6 protein-coding genes are annotated in these 18,893 nt (G+C 63.1%); all 6 read right to left on the minus strand.

Annotated features, from left to right (window positions below; translation table 11 throughout):
* Positions 1–327 precede the first annotated feature (327 nt).
* Positions 328–777, minus strand: a complete 450-nt coding sequence (locus tag C1720_RS11715; protein WP_146007018.1) for a hypothetical protein — start codon at positions 775–777, stop codon at positions 328–330.
* Positions 778–881: 104 nt separating this feature from the next.
* Positions 882–1,274: a hypothetical protein gene (locus C1720_RS11720; RefSeq protein WP_102284329.1), complete on the minus strand. Its 393-nt coding sequence runs from the start codon at positions 1,272–1,274 to the stop codon at positions 882–884.
* A 1-nt stretch (position 1,275) separates the two neighbouring features.
* Positions 1,276–8,802: an Ig-like domain-containing protein gene (locus C1720_RS11725; RefSeq protein ID WP_439650760.1), complete on the minus strand. Its 7,527-nt coding sequence runs from the start codon at positions 8,800–8,802 to the stop codon at positions 1,276–1,278.
* A gap of 10 nt (positions 8,803–8,812) precedes the next feature.
* Positions 8,813–13,252, minus strand: a complete 4,440-nt coding sequence (locus C1720_RS11730; protein WP_146007020.1) for a beta-helix domain-containing protein — start codon at positions 13,250–13,252, stop codon at positions 8,813–8,815.
* Positions 13,253–13,265: 13 nt separating this feature from the next.
* The gene (locus tag C1720_RS11735) at positions 13,266–14,210 is read right to left on the minus strand and encodes a rhodanese-like domain-containing protein (RefSeq protein ID WP_102284332.1); all 945 of its coding nucleotides are present in this window, start codon (positions 14,208–14,210) and stop codon (positions 13,266–13,268) included.
* A gap of 14 nt (positions 14,211–14,224) precedes the next feature.
* On the minus strand, positions 14,225–18,712 hold the full coding sequence (locus C1720_RS11740; RefSeq protein WP_158241727.1) for a choice-of-anchor U domain-containing protein: 4,488 nt from the start codon (positions 18,710–18,712) through the stop codon (positions 14,225–14,227).
* Positions 18,713–18,893: the final 181 nt, after the last annotated feature.

Consider the following 18,893-nt stretch of genomic DNA (forward strand, 5'->3'; position numbering starts at 1 on the left):
TCCACTAGGACGTCATGCTATTGAATGAGGAGCAAATAGACGACTACAGAAAGACACCCTCTTGGGCAGACTGCATGAGGCGGCGCGGATTGGCCAGACAAGAAAGTGGCAATGGCCTTCGGCCTGGCTGGCGCGGCCGAAAGAAGCGCTGATCCATTTGGCCCCGAATGGCTGGCATGGGAAGCAGCTCCCTACAACAAGCCAAATGCTATTTCTTTGATATTAAATACAAGATAGCAGGAAACGATGCAAAATACTTATTTGTGTTAGTGTCAGAAGATATCCGGTTATGCCTGAAATCATCGCTACCACCCAAAACGCGAAAACTCATGAAAACCTGTCATGCGTCTTTTTATATAAAAACACGTATTCTGCATCGTGCGAAAATATGACCACATTCAATTGCCTGCACTTGTCATTAATAAAATCCCTGAATATCATTCCGCCATCAAGCATATCGTCATTCGTCTCCTCTTTTTTCCATTTGTATCCTTGTCTTGCAAAGAAATCAATAAGGTTTTGACACGAGCAATCGAGTGCAAACAATATAGACTCGCTTGTGACAGCTTTTATGGCCAGGCGACGAATATCTTTTGCGGCCTCCATTTTTCTGATAACAAATTTGCCAAAGATATATTTCCTCTTCATTTCATATATTTCACAATAAATGTTATCGTCATGAATTTTCCTGATAAAAGACAGCCCGATTTCTTCATCTGTCGGCATGACACAATCGAGATTGAGATATATTTCATCAGGAGTAAAAAAAGTAATCATGACAAACAGCTCCATCAACCACTGACAGGAATACTATAGACTTACCCGCCCTTTCGCCGCCTGGCTGCAAAATTTATTTTCTCCCGCATGCGGATATCCTTTAACTATTTTCCAGCATACCAAATAATGTAATACGCTTTATCAAACCTATAGCGCCGGTTATTTAGCATCACCTCGACGAACAAACCATCATCTTTCAGAATGAACTCGTCAAAGAATTTACCCTTATCGAAAATATTCGTTTTCATCAATATTCCATTTTCATATACAACAAATTCTTCTTGAAATAAAACAGCCACCGCAATAAATAAAAATATAACTAATAATATACCATCTTCAAAAATAATCTCCCCCTTCATGATTCTATTGAAAAAGTTGGGGCTTATCGCGCACAAACAGCCGTCACTCACTATTAAAAACAGGATGATCAGCATCCCCATCACCAGAAAAAAGACAACCACCGCTTTTGGTTTTATAATGGCTTTTATCTGCCGCATATTACTTATCTCCATTGGCGCAAAAACAAGTATCAGATGAAGATTGATTTAATATCACATAGTGATTATAAGCGGAGCCAGAAAAAATTCCAGCAGCATACCCTACGGGCGTACCCACTATGCCTTCAATTAAGTTTTTATGTTCAGATCTGAGACTGATACCTTTCCTGAACATATCAGTTTCTACTGCAAACTCTATACCCTTATCAACAAATTTTCCACCAACAACGGTTACCGCAACCGATATCCAATCAACCTTTCTGAGATTGGAAATAGAGAATCCAGTTTGATTTAATAAATCCGTAACAGCTGCTCCAAAGACTCCACCAATAATACCGCCCACAAAACCATTTAAAAATGCCATTTTATAGCTAGAACAAGGTCTAACTCCGTGTATTCCATTAAGTGCCCATATGGTTCCCATATTAATAAGTCCACCGATTGTTCCACGTAAAAGTATAGTAGTTAGTGGCACAAATTCTCCCGACGGGTCATAGAACGCCACCGGGTTTCCATAAGCATACCCATAGACGTTTATGCCCCCCGCCAGCCCAATGGGATCTGCCTGCACATACCTGCCAATGCCCGGCGCATAGTCCCGGTTCCAGTTCTGGTGCAGCCCCGTTTCCGCATCAAAGTACTGGCCCGGCAGTCTCAGGTTGATTTGCGCCGTTGAGGCCGGATTGATTCTGGCCTTGCCGAAAGCCTCGTAGTTCGCTTTCCACGTCGTCTCGCCCGCCTTGTTCAGCGCCAATACGGGCGTTCCCAGGTGATCTGTGACCAGGTAGTGGTAGCTGGCTTCTTTGAGGCTCTGGCCTGCTGCAAGGTCAGCCTGCCAGATGGGGTCGGTGCTCCACAGGCTGCCTTCTTCTGCGTCTTCGTCCTCCTCGTTGGTTCTGGCTTGCTGCGTGTGGGGGTTGAATCCGTACGCTCTGGTGATCCGGCCTTCTTCATCGGCTTCGGCCATCAGGGCGCTTTCGCCGTTGATGTAGTAGGTGGTGCGGCTTGTTGCGCCTTGCGTAACAGTCTTGGCAATTCTTCGCCCAAAGGGGTCGTAACGGTATTGGACGGTGAAGCCATCTGCGCTGTCCTTGATTTCGCTGAGTCTTCCTGCTGCGTTGTAGCGCCAGTTTCTTTCCCAGCCTGCGCCGGTTTCCTTGATGAGGTGGCCCTGCGCGTTGTAGCTGGCGCTGACTTGTTCGGTTTGGCTTTGCTGCGCGGGGGCGTTTTCGTCGAGCGCCCGGGGGTATTGCAGCAGCTGGTTGGCTTCGTTGTAGGTCCACGCTCCGGCCTGGTGGGCGCTGCTCAGGCGGTTGCCTGCGGCGTCCCAGCTGTAGGCTTCGTTTGGCAGGCCTTTTTCTTGCAGCGCCTGGTCTGGCTCGGCCTGGGTGAGGCGGCCCAGGCGGTCGTAGGCGTAGGCGCTGGCGCCTTCTTCGCTTTCGATGCGTGTGATGTGGCCCGCCAGGTTGCGGCTGTAGCGGCGCTGGAGTAGCTGGGCTGCGTTGGCTCCGGCGCCCTGGGGTTTGGCTCCGGTGACTTGCAGTTGCGCCAGGCGCTGGAAGGCGTCGGGCTTTTGCGTGATGCGCGCGCCTGCGGGCAGCTCGATTTGGCCGGGCATGAGCCATTGGTAGGCGCCTAGCGCAATGCGGCTTTGGTCGGGCAGGCTGATTTGTTTGAGCCGGCCTTTTTCCCAAGCAAAGTCCTGGCGGCTGCCGTCGGGCCAGCTTTGGCTTTGCAGCTGGCCGTCGGCGTTGTAGTTTTGGCCGATGGTGTGGGTGAAGGTGCTGCCGTCTGCCTTGGCATAGGTCAGGCTGGTTTGGGTGATGCGCCCTTGTTCGTCTCTTTGGTAGCGGGCGCTGCTGATGAGCTGGCCGTTTGCGTCTTTTTGTTCGTAGGCGGTGAGCTGGCCGTCGGCGTCGTAGCTGTAGCGGATGTTTTCGCTCAGGGCCGCGCTGGCGTCTGGGGGGTAGGCGCCGTGGGGGGCGTGGGTGCTTTTGCTGATGAGCTGGCCGGCTTTGTTCCATTCGTAGCGCGTTTGGCTGCCGTCTGCGGCTGTGCGCTGCGTGGGCTGGCCCGCAGGGTCGTATTGCCATTCGGTGGCCTGGCCCAGCGGGTTGGTTTCCTTGATGAGGCGGCCGGCCGGGTCGTATTCAAAGCGGTAGATGTGGCCCAGCGGGTCAGTGACGCTGAGCAGGCGCCCTTGTGCGTCCCAGCTTTGTTGGGTGATGCCGCCCAGTGCGTCGGTGGTTTTTGTGGGGCGCGCCAGGGCGTCGTATTCGTGCAAGGTGGTGTTGCCTTGCGCGTCCGTGGTGCTGATGAGCTTGCCTTCGGCGTCCCAGGCCTGGCCGGTGATGAGGCTGGTGTTGCCACCGCTGCCGCTGGCGTTGGGGGTCTGGATGGTTTGGGTGCGCTGACCGCGCGGGTTGTAGCCGTAGCGCTCGCTCCAGCCGGGGGTTTGGATGCCTTGCATGAGGGCGCTGGGGCTGCCTGTTTTCTGGCCCCAGTCCACGGCGATGGTGTTGCCGGCCGGGTCGGTGAGGCTGGCTATTTGTCCGGCTTCGGTGTAGCTGGCTTTCCATTGCGCCCCGCTGGGCTGGGTGAGGGTTTGGGGCAGGCCGTTTTCTGCGTAGTCGATGCGGCTTTGCTGGCCCTGGGCGTTGCGCCAGGCGACAAGCTGGCCGGCTTTGTCGTAGCGGGCCGTTTGCTGGTGGCCGCTGGCGCTGGTGATGGATGTGAGGCGCCCCCGGGCGTCGTATGCGTAGCGACGGGTGTGGCCCAGGGGGTCGGTTTCGCTGGTGAGGTTGCCTGCCGCGTCGTATTCAAGGCGGCTGGTGTGGCCCAAGGGGTCGGTTTCGCTGGTGATCAGCCCCTGGCTGTTGTAGCTGGCGCGGCTGCTGTGGCCCGCCGCATCGCGCATTTCGGTGAGGTTGCCCCAGCTGTCGTATGCGTAGTGTTCGGTGAGGGCGTCCGGCCCCCGGCCGTCTTTGGCGCCTAGCGTGCNGCGCAGGCGGCTGTTCCAGCGCGGCTTGCGCGAGCTGGCGCAGGCGGGCGCGCAGGGCAGCGGCGACATCCTCGAATACGCCCAGGGCCTGCCCGTGCTGCGCACCGCCCGCGCCACAGGCGGGCACCCCCCACGCCTGGAAAGCAGCGTGCAGCGGCGCGTAGAAGAGCCAGCTCCCCGGCCGCCGCCGCTGGGGTATCCACCCCAGATGTTGCCTCCCGAAGCACCGCCGCTTCCAGCCCCGCAGCTTGTGCCGCTCACACGCGTGAAGCTGGTGCAGGCACCGTCTTTGCGGGTATCGCCCGATGCGCAGTCAAATTCGTAGGCCGCGCACGCTTGTGTCTGGTAGCTCGAGCAGCTGGCAGCTTTGGCGGCCTGGCGTGCGGTGTCTGCCGGTGTGGCGCCCGCCACGGCTTGCGCCTGGCCTTGCTCCAGAAACTGGCGGATGGCCTGTTGCACTTGCACGCTGGGCTGGCGCCCCAGGCCCCGGCCGATCAGCTCGCTGATGACCTGGGTATTGACGCGCACGCCTTTGCTCAAGGGCTTGATGCCCGTGATGCGGTAGGGAATGCTGATGCGGCTTTTGGCGGCCAGCTGCCGGGGCAGTTCGCCAAAGAATTCGTAGCGGTAGTGCTCGTCGCTTGCGGGCCATGTAAAGCGCAGGTTGTCCGCGCGCACGAGGCCGTAGTTGCTCAGGGTGATTTCTCCGGTGATTTCTTCTCCCTTTTGCAGCTGCGGCAGGTTGATGCTCAAAGGCTCCATGAGCACTACGGGAGCAGGCACTTCGGTGCGGTAAGTGGCTTCGAGGACGATGTCGTAGACGTCGCGCACGGTGGTTTCAGTGACGTTGAATTCGACGCTGACGAGCTGGTAGTCCAGAAAGATGCGTTCGCTGGCCGTGAGGGCGGCTTTGACGTTGATGCGGCCGCTGGCGTCCATATGGTTCGCCGCGCTGGCGCGCCAGCGCCAGTGGCCAGGGGTGAGCTGGCTGAATTCGGCCACGCCTGCCGCATTGGTGGTGGCGGTGTGCATTTGCCCCGTGAGGGTTTCGTGCTGGAGCGTGATGCGCGCGCCTTGCAGGCCGGCTATGGGCCTGCCCTGGGCGTCTGGCGTGTTGGTGTAGATGTCCACAAGCTTGAAGCGCGCGCCGCCTTTGCCTTCCTTTGCAACGGCTACGGTGACGGGAACTGTCACGGGCGCGGCTGCGCCGTCCGCGCTGACCTGGAGCTGGAGCGGGTGGTAGCCGTCGGGCACTTTGCCATCCGGGCTGGCGTCAATCTGGATGGCGCTGCCCTGGCCTGGAGCCAGTGCGCCGATTTGTGCGCCACTGGTCAGGCGTATCCATCCGGGCGGGGCTTTGCCTTCGCGCGTGAGCAGGGCCAATCGCACGTTTTGCGCGGCGCTGTAGCCTTTGTTGGTGAGGGTGATCTTGCCGCTGGCGCTTTGGCCTTGCTGCACGCCGATTTCCAGCGCCGCCGGTTCGGGCACAAGGCCCGGGCGCGCTTCATGCAGCTGGTAGTCGAGTTTGAGGCGCGCGCGCGGCTCTTTGCCGCTTTCCTTGGCAAAAAGTTTGAGGATGACGGTGCCTGTCGCGCCCGCGCCTGGTTCGGCTTTGAGGGTGATGCTGGTTGGCACGGTGCTGCCTGCGGCAATGTCCACTGGCGCGCCGGGCTGTACGCTGATGCCAGGCGGCAGGTTGCCCGAGGGCTGGTCGGCCGGCTCGGCCCGCCAGTGCACGCCCGTGGCGCCCGCGCCTGCGCTGGCGCTCACTTGCAGGGTGGCTGTGCCGGCTACGCCGCGCACAGCGTTGAGTTTGTATTGCTCCCAATCCACGCTCAGGCGGTTGATGGCAAAGCGCGCCTGGGGGGCGCGGCTGGCCCAGGCCGCATCTTGCGGGTGGATGACGCGCACTTCGTACACGCCCGCATCACTTGTTTGCGGCACGAATTCGTAGTCAATGCGCCCGGCGCTGTCGCTGAGCAGGTGGATGCGGCGCTCAAAGCCTTGCACGCGCAAGATCATGAGCAGGGGCGCGCCAGGAACCGGCTGACCGCTTGCGCCATTGCCACCGCCGGAGCTGATGGCTTCGCCGCGTATGCGGATGGGGGTGCTGCCAAAGGATTCGGCCGGGCTAGCGCTGATGCCGCGCACGGCGTAGGGCAGTTGAATCGGTGCGGGGGCATCTGTTCTTTGCACGGTGACGGTGCGCCGGGCTTCAGCGGTTTTGCCCGCAGCGCTGGTGGCCACGGCCCGCAGCACGTGGGCACCATCGGGCACGCCTTTCAGTTTCCAGCGGGCCGACCAGGGCGCTTGCGTGCGGCTGGCCAGCAGCTTGCCGTCTGCGTACAGATCAACTTTGGCGATTCCGCTGGCGTCCAGGGCGCTGACGGCAACTTCAGCTTCAGCGCTCAAGGTGGCATTCAGGGCAGCGTTTTCTGCCGGGCTGATGAACATGAGGCTGGGCGCGCTGACGGTGCGGCTGACGTGCACGGCCCGGCTTTCGGCGCTGTTGCCCTGGGCGTTGCCGGCCACGGCCGTGAGGCTGTGCGTCCCTTCAGCCAGGGGGACTGTGGCGGCAAAGCTGCCGCTCAAGCCCGTGGTAATGGGCGCGCCAGCAGGCTGCCCGTCCACGCGCACTTGCACGCGCGAGCCGGGGGCGGCCGTGCCGGTAACGCTGATTTGCGGCGCGGCCACGCTGGCGCCATCAGCCGGGGCGGTGATAACGGGTGCGGGCGGCGCGCTCATCTGGAGCGTGAAGTTCACGCTCTGGCTGCTTTGGCCGCCCTGGCCGTCGCTGGCCTGCACCTCAAGGGTGTGGCTGCCGTTGGCCAGCTGCGCGAAATCCAGAAACTGGCTGAGGGTGACGGACTGGGTATTGGCCCAGGTTCTGCTGAATGCGGCCACGCCATCGATCAGGCCCTGAATCTGCGCCACGCCAGCGTCGCTCTCGGCGTGGATGGTGAGCATGCCGGGCTGGGTGATGACGCTGCCCGCTTGCAGGCTCTGGCCGGCAAAGGTCAGGCTTAGGGCGGGACCTTTGCCAGCTGGCCCGCCAGAGCGTTGCACGGTGACTTGGCGGCTGGTGGTGGCCACTTTTCCAGCAGTGCTGGTGGCGCGGGCGGTGAGGGTGTGCAGGCCGTTGCGCACGCCCGCGAGCGGCCAGGTGGCCTGATAAGTGGTTTGGTGCGGCACGGCTGCCAGCAGGGCCAGGCGCTGGCCGTCTGCCAGCAGCTCGATTTCACGTGCGGCTTGCGCGTCGCTCACGGAGACGGCAATGAGCGTGTCGACCGTGAGCACGGCCCCTTCTGCGGGCTGCTCGAACTGCACGGCCCAGCCGGTGGGCGCATAAGTCACGGCGCGCGGCAGGGCCACGGCGGCCAGGCTGCCGTCGGCTGCGCGGAACTGCACGTAAAGCCGCTTGTCTCCCGGCTCGGGCGTAAGTGTGTGGCGGGCCGTTGTGGGCGTGCCGGTCATGCTTTGCCAGGCTGCGCCAGCAAAGTCAGACTGCTCGGCAATGCGGTAGTGGGCCGCCTGCGGGCAGACCAAGCGCAGCTCAATAGCGCGCTGGCGCGTGAGGTAGCCGCCCACGGGGGTCGCCGTGCAGTCCAGCATGGGCAGCGCGGCCAAATGCTGGCCCCAGTCCACACCTGCGCTGACGGCATTGCCCTGCCCTTGCGGGTTGCTCGTGGCTTCGCGCGGGCCTGAAATGTGGCCCCACCAGTTGCCACGGGCATTGACGACGGCCGCAGGCAGCAGGTTTTGCACGCCGTAGCGGCTGTTGCCAGCGATGGACGAGCCGCTGATGACAGGCGTGGCGCCGTTTTGCGCCAGCAGGCCGATGGCGTTGTTTTCCAGCCGGGACTGGGTGATGACGGGCGAGCCTTCGCCTGTGACGCGCAGGCCCACACCGCTGTGCTGCAAGTCAAGGCGTTCAAAGCGCCAGGCGCCGCCGGGCAGACTCAGGGCCGCACCGCCTTCGCCTGAAACGCCCTGACCCGCCACGCCGCCAGCGTAGCGAACGCTCAGGCCGTCGAGCATGAGGCGCCCGGGTTTTGCTTCAGGCGCGACGGCAATGCCCAGCCAATCGCCTGGCTGGGGCTGGCCGGGCGCAGCGCCCGTCTGGCCTCCGGCCTGGTCATCCGCCTGGCTGGTGAACATCACGCCCGCTGCCGTGCTCAGCTGCCCGCGCACGCGCAGGCCCGCGCCCGCGCCGAATTTGACGATGACGCCTTCGGCCACGCTCAGGCTGGCCGTGGCATCCGCCTGGGCATGGCCGGGCCACGGCGCCGCCAGGCAGGCAGCGGCCAGCGCCGCGCCAGCCAGCCGCCTGGCCGCGCGCACCCTCACGCCAGCTGGCAGACAGGCATTGAAAAGAGGAGCAGATTCAAGGGGACCAAAACGCCGTTCTGCGCTTTCTGCACTAGGACGTATTGCTACGAAACAAGGAGCAGATTCAGCGCCTTCTTTCCGCTCTGTGCCTGGGCGGCGCGCAAGGGCTGCAAACAGTGTGCGAAACAAGGTTTTCATGATGGCAGCCTCACGGTTGAACCACGATGGGCGCGCTGGTCACAGGCGCAAATCCCGGCGCGCTGGCCGTGATGCGGGTCACGCCTGCGGCCAGCGCCTTGATGACAACGCCGCCTGAAGCCCCCTCCCCCGCGTTCCACACACCCGAAGCCGCCACGCTGGCCGCCGAGGGCACCGAACTGGTGAAGGTGATGGCCATGTTCTGCGCAGGCATTTGGTTGTCAGCGTAGTAAGCGCCGGGCACGTTCGCCCGCACAGACAGGTAGCCAAAGCTTTGCCCCGCCTGCATTGACGCGGGCGCTGGATACGCGAATGCCAGCGCAGGCGTTACTGTCTCCGCCACCATTGCGTCAGGCTCAAAACCGGCCGCGCTAGCTTCTATTTGTGTGCTGCCCAGGCCAACGCCTGTCACGGGAATGAAGGCGTATCGCTCGCCAGCGTTGATGGTGACCGTCTCCGGCACGCGGCATACGTCCTGTGACACGCAGCGCAAGCGCACCTTCACGGCATCGCCGCCTGCCACGGACTGCCCATTGACCATCCTCATGACATACAGCTCATGGATAAAGGCCTTCAGGCCCTTGCCCACCACCAACTTGCTCAGGCCGCCTTGCAGGCCCAGTTGCACCGCCTGCTGCGCGGCTTGCACCGTCTGCACTTCCGACTGGCCGCTGGCAATGCCCGCAATGCTGGCGCTGACGCGGTAAGTGCCCGCTTTCACAGGCTGCGCCACATACAGCGGGCCTGCCGAATTGCTGCCCGCAGCGATCACGGCCTGGTTGACGAGTTTTCCGCTGCCGTCGTAAAAACCATTGACCACGCCCGCAGGCTGCTGATCCGTCAGGCCCAGTTGAACGGTCAATGGCCGATCCGCCGTCTGGTTGTCTTGGTAATGCGCGCCCGGCACGCGCAGGACAAACCAGAAGTCATCACGCACGCTGGCTGTCGTGCGCGCGCCGTCCAGATGGGTAAAAACAATCTGCGGCGCAATCACTTCCATCGGCATCGTCACTGCCGCCATGCCTTCGGCTTGGGCTTCAATCTGCGTGCTGCCAAGGCCAACGCCTGTGACGGGAATAAAGGCGTATCGCTCGCCAGCGTTGATGGTGACCGTCTCCGGCACGCGGCACACGTCCTGCGACACGCAGCGCAAGCGCACCTTCACGGCATCGCCGCCTGCCACGGACTGCCCATTGACCATCCTCATGACATACAGCTCATGGATAAAGGCCTTCAGGCCCTTGCCCACCACCAACTTGCTCAGGCCGCCTTGCAGGCCCAGTTGCACCGCCTGCTGCGCGGCTTGCACCGTCTGCACTTCCGACTGGCCGCTGGCAATGCCCGCAATGCTGGCGCTGACGCGGTAAGTGCCCGCTTTCACAGGCTGCGCCACATACAGCGGGCCTGCCGAATTGCTGCCCGCAGCGATCACGGCCTGGTTGACGAGTTTTCCGCTGCCGTCGTAAAAACCATTGACCACGCCCGCAGGCTGCTGATCCGTCAGGCCCAGTTGAACGGTCAATGGCCGATCCGCCGTCTGGTTGTCTTGGTAATGCGCGCCCGGCACGCGCAGGACAAACCAGAAGTCATCACGCACGCTGGCTGTCGTGCGCGCGCCGTCCAGATGGGTAAAAACAATCTGCGGCGCAATCACTTCCATCGGCATCGTCACTGCCGCCATGCCTTCGGCTTGGGCTTCAATCTGCGTGCTGCCCAGGCCAACGCCTGTCACGGGAATAAAGGCGTATCGCTCGCCAGCGTTGATGGTGACCGTCTCCGGCACGCGGCATACGTCCTGTGACACGCAGCGCAAGCGCACCTTCACGGCATCGCCGCCTGCCACGGACTGCCCATTGACCATCCTCATGACATACAGCTCATGGATAAAGGCCTTCAGGCCTTTGCCCACCACCAACTTGCTCAGGCCGCCTTGCAGGCCCAGTTGCACCGCCTGCTGCGCGGCTTGCACCGTCTGCACTTCCGACTGGCCGCTGGCAATGCCCGCAATGCTGGCGCTGACGCGGTAAGTGCCCGCTTTCACAGGCTGCGCCACATACAGCGGGCCTGCCGAATTGCTGCCCGCAGCGATCACGGCCTGGTTGACGAGTTTTCCGCTGCCGTCGTAAAAACCATTGACCACGCCCGCAGGCTGCTGATCCGTCAGGCCCAGTTGAACGGTCAATGGCCGATCCGCCGTCTGGTTGTCTTGGTAATGCGCGCCCGGCACGCGCAGGACAAACCAGAAGTCATCACGCACGCTGGCTGTCGTGCGCGCGCCGTCCAGATGGGTAAAAACAATCTGCGGCGCAATCACTTCCATCGGCATCGTCACTGCCGCCATGCCTTCGGCTTGGGCTTCAATCTGCGTGCTGCCCAAGCCAACGCCCGTGACAGGAACGTAGGCATAGTTCTCGCTGGCCTTGATGATGACCGCTTCCGGCACGCGGCATACGTCCTGCGACACGCAGCGCAAGCGCACCACCACCGACTCGCCTGCCGCAGCGGGTTTGCCATCGACCAGCCTTTGCACATACAGCTCGTAGGGATGCATCTTCAGGCCCTTGCCCACCACTGCCTTGCTCCGCCCGCCGGGCAGGCCTAGAAGAAGCTGCGCCTTTCCATCCACCCGCACGTCGATGGCCTGCCCCGTCAGGCCGTCCGAAGCAATTTCCAGCTTCGTCTGTCCCTGGGACAGCCCTTTGATGGCCAGCGGCGCTTGTCCGAACACCTGCCCCGGCGGCACGAAGGTTTCCGAAGGGCTGACGCTGGCAATCTGGGGGTCTTTCACGCTGGCCTTAACCGTGACGCCGCCTGCCGGCGCTGCCTTGGAGAGCTTGACCCGGCGGGTGCGCGTGCGGTCCACGTTCAGCGCCAGATCACCGGCAGGCTCGAAGCCGAGCGAAATTGCGTCCACCTGCACCGCCGCCACAGCCTGCCGGTAAGCGGCGCCAGAAGCCGTCAGCTTCGCCTGGCCCAGAGCCACGCCCCGGATATCAAAACGTGCCTGGCTGCCGCCTGCTGGCACCTGGATGGATGCTGGCACGGTGGCCACGCCCGCAGGCTTGAGTTCCAGCCTGACAGTCAGCCCACCCGCTGGCGCCGGTTCGGTCAGCTCCAGCACGCCTTGCGCCTGCGCGCCCGGCGCTACAACCAGGCTGGCAGGCAACACCAGCGCCTTGCCACGCACGGTGACGCTGGCCAGACCTGTGCCCAAGCCTTCGGCTTGCGCGCTCAGGCGGCTTTCACCATCTTGCAGCCCGGTAACTTCAAAGCTGGCGCTGCTTTGGCCCGCCGCAATCAGCAAGCTGGCGGGCGCTTGCAAAACGGCGCTGTCGGAGTTGCCCAGCGTTACGTTCAGGCCGCCGGCTGGTGCGGCATGAGGCGCATGCACCGTCATGGCATAAGGGCGCTGCACGCCCACCGTGGCCGCTGCTGGCGTGATTTGCAGCGCGGGCAAATCAGTCACTTCCACCTGGAGCGTGGCCGCGCCCAACCGGGCGTGGCTGGCCGTGATGACGGTCTGGCCCAGTTCCAGCGCCTGTATTTCCACGTCTGTTCCCGGCTGCCCTTCTTCGACCGTGACGCGAGAGGCGGCGGATGCCACGGACGGCACGCTGCTGCTCAAATCCACCTGGACGCCGCCTGCCGCAGCCGGCTCGCTCAGCGCCAGCCGGACGATGGCGACAACGCCGGGGCTGAGCTTGAGCGCGGCTGGTTCCAGCGACAAGGGCGCCTGTCCTATCTGAACCACCCCTTGCCGGACCAGATAGGGAATGCCCACCAGGCCCCAGACCACCGCGCCCCGGATCGTGCCCGCTGGAACGGCAATGGCGTTGAGGGCATTGTTTTTCGCAACAATGCCCTGGCCCACAGGCGAAGCCGCCAGATCAATGCTGATGGCCGCCGCGCTGTGATGTTGCAAAAGCAGGTAATTGAGCGTGGGCGCGCAGCCTTCCACAACCAGGCCGCTGCCGTAGGACATGTGAACATGCTCAAGCACGGTGCGCGCGCCTTGCGTGCCGGCCGTCAGCTTCCATTGCAGCCAGTCTCCCGGTGCGGGCGTGGCTGCGTCAGAGGTGATGGTGATGGGCTGCGCCGCCGTTCCCACAGCTTGCAGCGCGCCCTTTCTGACTGTGAAGCTGGCATGAGCCGCCATGCGTACCTGCGTGCCGGGCTGAATGGTGAGCGTTGCGCCGTTATCCAGCACCACGTCGCCCCGCAGGATGTAGGGCGACTGCGCCGCACTCCAGGTTGTGCTGGAAGCAATCGTTCCGGTGACTTCCGTTGCTGCCCACGCGCTGCCCAGGCAGGCAGCCCATGCCAGCATTAGCAGGCCCATGAAGGGCAGGGTTTGCCGCAAGAGCCGCTGCAAAAACGCAGGCAGCGGGTGCGCCGCAGAACGCAAAGCCTCGCGCAGCATTGAAAGCATCAGGACGATGGCCGGTTTCATGATGGGTTTTCCTTCAAATTCCACACAAGGGCGGCAAAGGCTGGCCGGCATGGGCCGCCACCGCTGCTTGCCGTTGCACATATTCCGCATAGGCTGGCCAGCCGCCAGCCAGCCACATCACTGCGCTGGCCGAAGACCGGTTTTGCGCGTTCTTCTGTCCGTTCTGCTGCTCCTGCCAGAGCTGACGCGCCTGGGCCAGACGCTCCGGCGAGCCTGCGATCACCAGCCACCGGCGCGGTGCCGGCAGAGGGTGGCGCGCCAGCGCGTGCAACTGGCGCAAGGCCCGGACTGCATCGGCTCCCAAATCGGTAACGTCTTGCGCCGCAGCGGGCAGGCGGTCAGCCAGCTCCCTGACCTGAGCAGGCGGCATGTCCAGCACGGCCAGACGCCATGCGCCATTGCCAGCGCCTTGCCACAGCTCTTGCGCATCCACCTGATCGGCGGGCAGGCTGGCCTGGCTGCCGCTGACGGCGCGGCCAGCCTGCCGCCAAGCGTGTGAGCCGCCCAGCAGTACGTGCACGCTCCGGTATTGGCCGCTTTGCCGCAACAAAACGCATTGCCTGGACAGCTCCGGCAAATCCACCCCCGTGCCTACCAGCACAAGCGACTGTTCTTTCAGAAACGGCTTGTCCGGCAGATCGGTCAGATCAACAGCCATGACGCCTTCCAGCGCCAGGCGCTGGCGCTGGCCCGCGTCACGCACGTCCACCCACTGCCCGCCAGGCGCTTCGGCAGCGGCGCGCGCCAGATCCCACGGCAGCCAGCAGGCTTGTTCTTCTTCTGTGTAAACGGCGGCCTGCCGCCGGACAAACGGCACGGCCCGGACCGCCGCGCCGAGTGGTCTATCGCAGCCGGGCGCTTCGTCAGACCGCGCGGCTTCACTGCGGCCTGCGTTTGCGCAAGCCAGCAAGACGCCCGCGCTGATCAGCAGCCAGCAACACAAAGGCAGACGGCGCATGGCAGCTCCTGCCCTCATTGCAGGTCACGCCCTGCGCGGCGGCGGTGCTGAAGCACAGCCAGCGCGCCAAGCATCGCGCCCAGAAGCCAGAGCGAGCCGCGTTCCAGCGCCGGAACAGCCGTGATCTGCGCGCCCACGATGGGGCCGCCAGGGTCCTTGATGACGCCATTGACCGTCAGGTCGTCGTCGCCCCAGCCGCCGTCGCGAATGGTGAAGGTGACGGTGTTGCCGCTGATTTGCACACCCTGGGCCGGGTACCAGATGGCCTTGTTGCGCGACAGCGGGTTCTTGCCGTATTTCATGTAGCCGGTGATGCCCTTGAGGTCAGGCCACGTGGTGGTCACGGTCACTTCGCTGCCAGGCGTGCAGCCCTTCAGCTCGAAGTCGAACAGACCGTGCGGCAGCAAGAAATGCTCCAGCGGCTTCAATACACCCCTGGGCGCAGCCATGCGAGTGCGGTTCGGGTCGAACACGCAGCCATCGCCGCCGCCGGATACGGTCGCGGTCACCTTGCCAGTGCCCGTGGCCGTCTGGCCTTCAAAGTGCTTGCCAGATTGCAGCGCCGTTGCAGGCAGATTGGTCATATGCGCCAGCAGCGGCTGCGCCGCGCCGTCAGCCGTGATGCGAACCTCGAAACTGCCCGGCTCGTGATTGGCCGTCAGTGCGGGTGATGTCGCCACCCCGTCCGCGCCGCTTTGCGCTTGCGCGTCCAAGCCAGCGCCAGCGAAGCGAGCCGAGGGGCCGCTGCCAGGCAACGCGAACGTCACGGCAACGCCCGTGCGCGGGCGTTGCTGCGCATCCACCACACGCACGCTCAGGGGCTTGCCATAGGCCGCGCCAACTGCGGCCTGCTGGTTCAGGCCATCCACCGCTTCCAGCCTGAAAGCAGCGGGCGCGCCTTGCGGCTCGTTGGTCAGCATGAATTCAACGGGCTGCGCACCTTGCGCCTGCGCGGTAATGACGTAACTGCCCGCTACCGCGCTCGCAACAGGCGCAGGCGCTGTAGCCAAGCCCTGCGCGTCTGTGACGGCGTTCACGCTGGCCGCTCCGTTAAAGCTGGCGCTGGCACCGCTGGCGGGCGCATTGAAACGCACCTGCACGCCCGCTACAGGCTGCCCTTTCACATCCTGCACCTGTAGCTGCAAGGGCTGCGCGAAGGCCGTGGACACCAGCGCAGACTGGCCTGAACCCGATCGCACCACCAGCTTGCGCTCCTGCTGTGCGGCTTGCGGCTGGCGCTGTGCCACGCCCATCCAGCGCGCCACATCCAGTAGCGCGGTATCCGCTCCAGCCCCCGGAGGCAATGCTTCCAGCCGTACCTGAAGTTGCGCCAGGGCCTGGAGCGCGGCTTTCCAATTGCCCTCATTCTGTGCCTGCCTTGCCTGCCCAACCAGCTTCAGATCGGCAGGCTGAGCGGCGGAAAGCGCCTTCAGCGTCTGCACAGTAATTTCGGCTGCTTCGTCCAGGCCAAGCACCGCCACGCGCAGCGCCGCTTCATCGAGCGCCTTGTCTGCCTCATCCAGCAGTTGCGTCTTGATTTGCAGAGTTTGCGATGACTGCGGCAAAGCCAGCCGCAAGGCCGCGGATTCGCTTTGTCCCGCCAGCAGGCGCCAGTTCCATTGCAGCTGCTGCGGCTGGCTGAGGGCAGGCGGCGGCTCTGCGTCCTGCGCCGCCAAGCCCGCAGGCAGGGGCAGCCGCAGCTTCACGTTCTGCGCTGCGCCATCGCTGGCATGGCTGTGAACGGTCATCTTCACGGGCAGGCGGTCGCCCGCCAGTGCCGGTTCAATGCGCGTGACGGGCGTGAGCGCCTGCACTTGCTGCGCGGCATAGGCGCTCCAGAACGCGCTGGCCTGCCCCTGTATGGAAGCCAGCAGGTCAAAGCCCATTACCCAGGACTGACCATGCCCCCATGTGGAGCCGACCATGACAGGCTGGCCGCCAGCAAAGGCCGTAGCCACCACCTGGCCCGGGCGGGCTGCATGCAGTTTCATGCCATGCAAGGCCCCTGTCGTCCGCTGCGCGGATGCTTGGCCGGGGAACTGGACGGACAAGTCATTGCCCATGCTAGCCCCATCGAAGCCTGCGCCCAGCACATCAGCCAGCTGGTTGATGCGCCACGGGCCGCTGCCCGCGCCCGGCAGACCGTCAGCCACCACGGTCGCGCCGCGCCGCACAGCAGCGCGCAGTTCGGCCAGCGCCTGTTCATCGAGTTTTTCTGCGCCGCCGTGCAGCCACAGCATGTTGTATTCATTGCTGCGCTGCGCGGCATTCCAGTCCGCCAGAGTGCTGACGGTTTGCACGGAATGCGCCTGCCCCGCCAGCGCGCTTGCGGCCATGCGGGCTACCTGCTCTTCGCAAGCGCTTTGCTGAGCTGGCGCGGCCTGCGGGCAAGAAACCAGCATCAGCACCCGCGCCTGCGCCATCAGGGTTTGCTCCAGACTGGCCGCCCCAGCCTTGCCCAGCACCACCAAACCCAGCAAAGCGCTGTTGTTGGATATTTGCGGGTCTGCCGTGCGCGCGCCCGCGCTGATAGGCCAGGCAATTTGGCGGTCTTTGCCGTCAGCGGCCGCCTCGGCCTTCACATGCAGGGTGAGCGTGGCGCTCTGGCCCGCTGGCAGGCTGCCGAGCGCCCATGCGCCATCCGCATACTGGCCCAGGCTGGCGGCATGGCTTTGCAAGGCCAGGCCATCCGGCACTTTGGCCTGCACAAGCACGGCTTGCGCCGCATGCGCGCTGGCGTTGCGCACCGTGACCGTGACGGAGGTTTGCTCACCGCCGCGCAATTGCGAGCGCTGCGCCTGCGCCTGCACAGCCAGGTCGGCTGATTCGCCGCCCGGTGTCGCGTCCGGCCTGCGCCGGGCAATCAGGTAGCCGCTGGCGTGCGTGCCTGCCGTCAGCGTAATGTCGCGTATCAGGCCCGGCTGCACCACGCCGCCTGCCGTGCCCGCTGCCCAGGCGCCATCCACCCAGCCGTCCTCCGCTACGGCTTCCAACTGATAGCGCCCCGGCATCAGGCCAGTGAAGCTGAACGCGCCCGCAGGGTCGGTGTAGCCCTGTTGCAGCACGTTGCGCCCGGCCAGGTCCACGCCCTTGAGCAGCACTTGCAGGTTGCCGTCGGCAGGCTCACCAGCTTCGCGCACGCCGTTGCCGTTGCTGTCACGCCAGGCCAGGCCGGAAAGAGATGCCTTTTCGCCCTGCGCGAATTCAATGACGTATTGCCCCGTTGTGTCAGCATCAAACACGTGGAGGAAGTAAGACCAGCTCAAATCATCCTGGCGGCTTTTGGAAAGCCAGAAATTCTGCGGCGGCAGCACCTTGCCGTCGCTGCGCACCACGCGGGCAATGCTTTTCTGGCCCCTGAAAGGATCGGCTACCTTGGCGTGCACCAACCCCTTGGCCGCATGAAAGGCCAAGCGCTGCGTGCTGCCCGAAGCGGGCGTCAGCCGGGCCTGCGCGGAAACATCCGCCACTTCAGCGTCGCCGCCTGCAGAGTCATACACCCTATAACCACCGCCTTCTTCCGCCAGAAAGTCGGCAATGTCGTCGTGCCCATCCAGATCCACCAGCACGTCTCGCACCAGCTTGTGCGTGCGCACCTGCTTGATAAGCGAAGTGACGGCGCCGCCCAGCGAATCTGCATGCGTGAAGCTGGCATCAAACTCAACGAAGCGCCCAGCCAGCGAGGCTTCCATCACCCAGCGCCCCATGCGGGCCTGCCGGCTGGCGATGTCACCAAAGTCCAGCAGCAGGCTTTTGCCCTGCAATTCGTTGCCCACGTAGCCGCCCAGAATGCGGAAATCCACCAACAGCCCCTGATGGTTTTCAACGATTTTGGGCTGCGCCGTTTCAATGCTGGTGCGCATGGATGCACCCGCGCCCACATTGGCCACGCGCACGCCCAGCGTGAAAGGTTCTACCGGCTCCACGGCAGGCGTCATCGGGTCGTCGCCTTGCACGTCCGTGGGCAAAAAGTAATCCAGCGCCAGCAGCGGCTGAGGCCGCACCACCACGTAATCCGGCGCAACTTCCACTTTGGTGCTCTTGCCGTTCAACGTGTAGCTCAAGTTCGCACCAATGAAGTACATGCGCCCATGGGCCGTATCGCCACCCGCACCCTGCGCCGGGATGATGAGCCAGTGCACATCAGCCACACTGCCGCCCGCAATGCTGCCGCTTCCATCCAGCGCACTCAGCCCCTCCTTGCGGTCAATCCTCTGGAAAAACACGGCGCCTGCCGCATTGGGATCCGCTGTTGCCGTGACAGGCTTTTGATCCTGATCAGCAAAAGTCAATTCCAGCCGGACGTTTTCAATCTTGTCCTGCAAGGCATTGCGAATCACCAGATGCGCATCAAACGCCTGCCGCTCCAGCGACAGCTTCTGCTCAATGACGATCCGCACTTCCGCGCAGTACGCCTCCTGCGCTTGGGCAGCCAATGGCCACAAAGCGCAGCCCAAGGCCAGCCACAGCAGCCCTTGCCGCACAAAGACGGCCCACCCCATTGGCCCACCCCATTGCATAGACCCAGCGCAGAAACTTGAACATGAATCTCCCCGGCGGCAACGAATACGATACGTTTGTATCCGCAATGTATCACATCTGTTTCATGTGTCGTGTGTTTACAGGCTGCGAAACCTGCATGTTTCGTTACATTTTACGTACCACTCCCAGGCACAAGCCATG

It is taken from the genome of Ottowia massiliensis, assembly GCF_900240305.1.
Taxonomy (GTDB): Bacteria; Pseudomonadota; Gammaproteobacteria; order Burkholderiales; family Burkholderiaceae_C; genus Ottowia; species Ottowia massiliensis.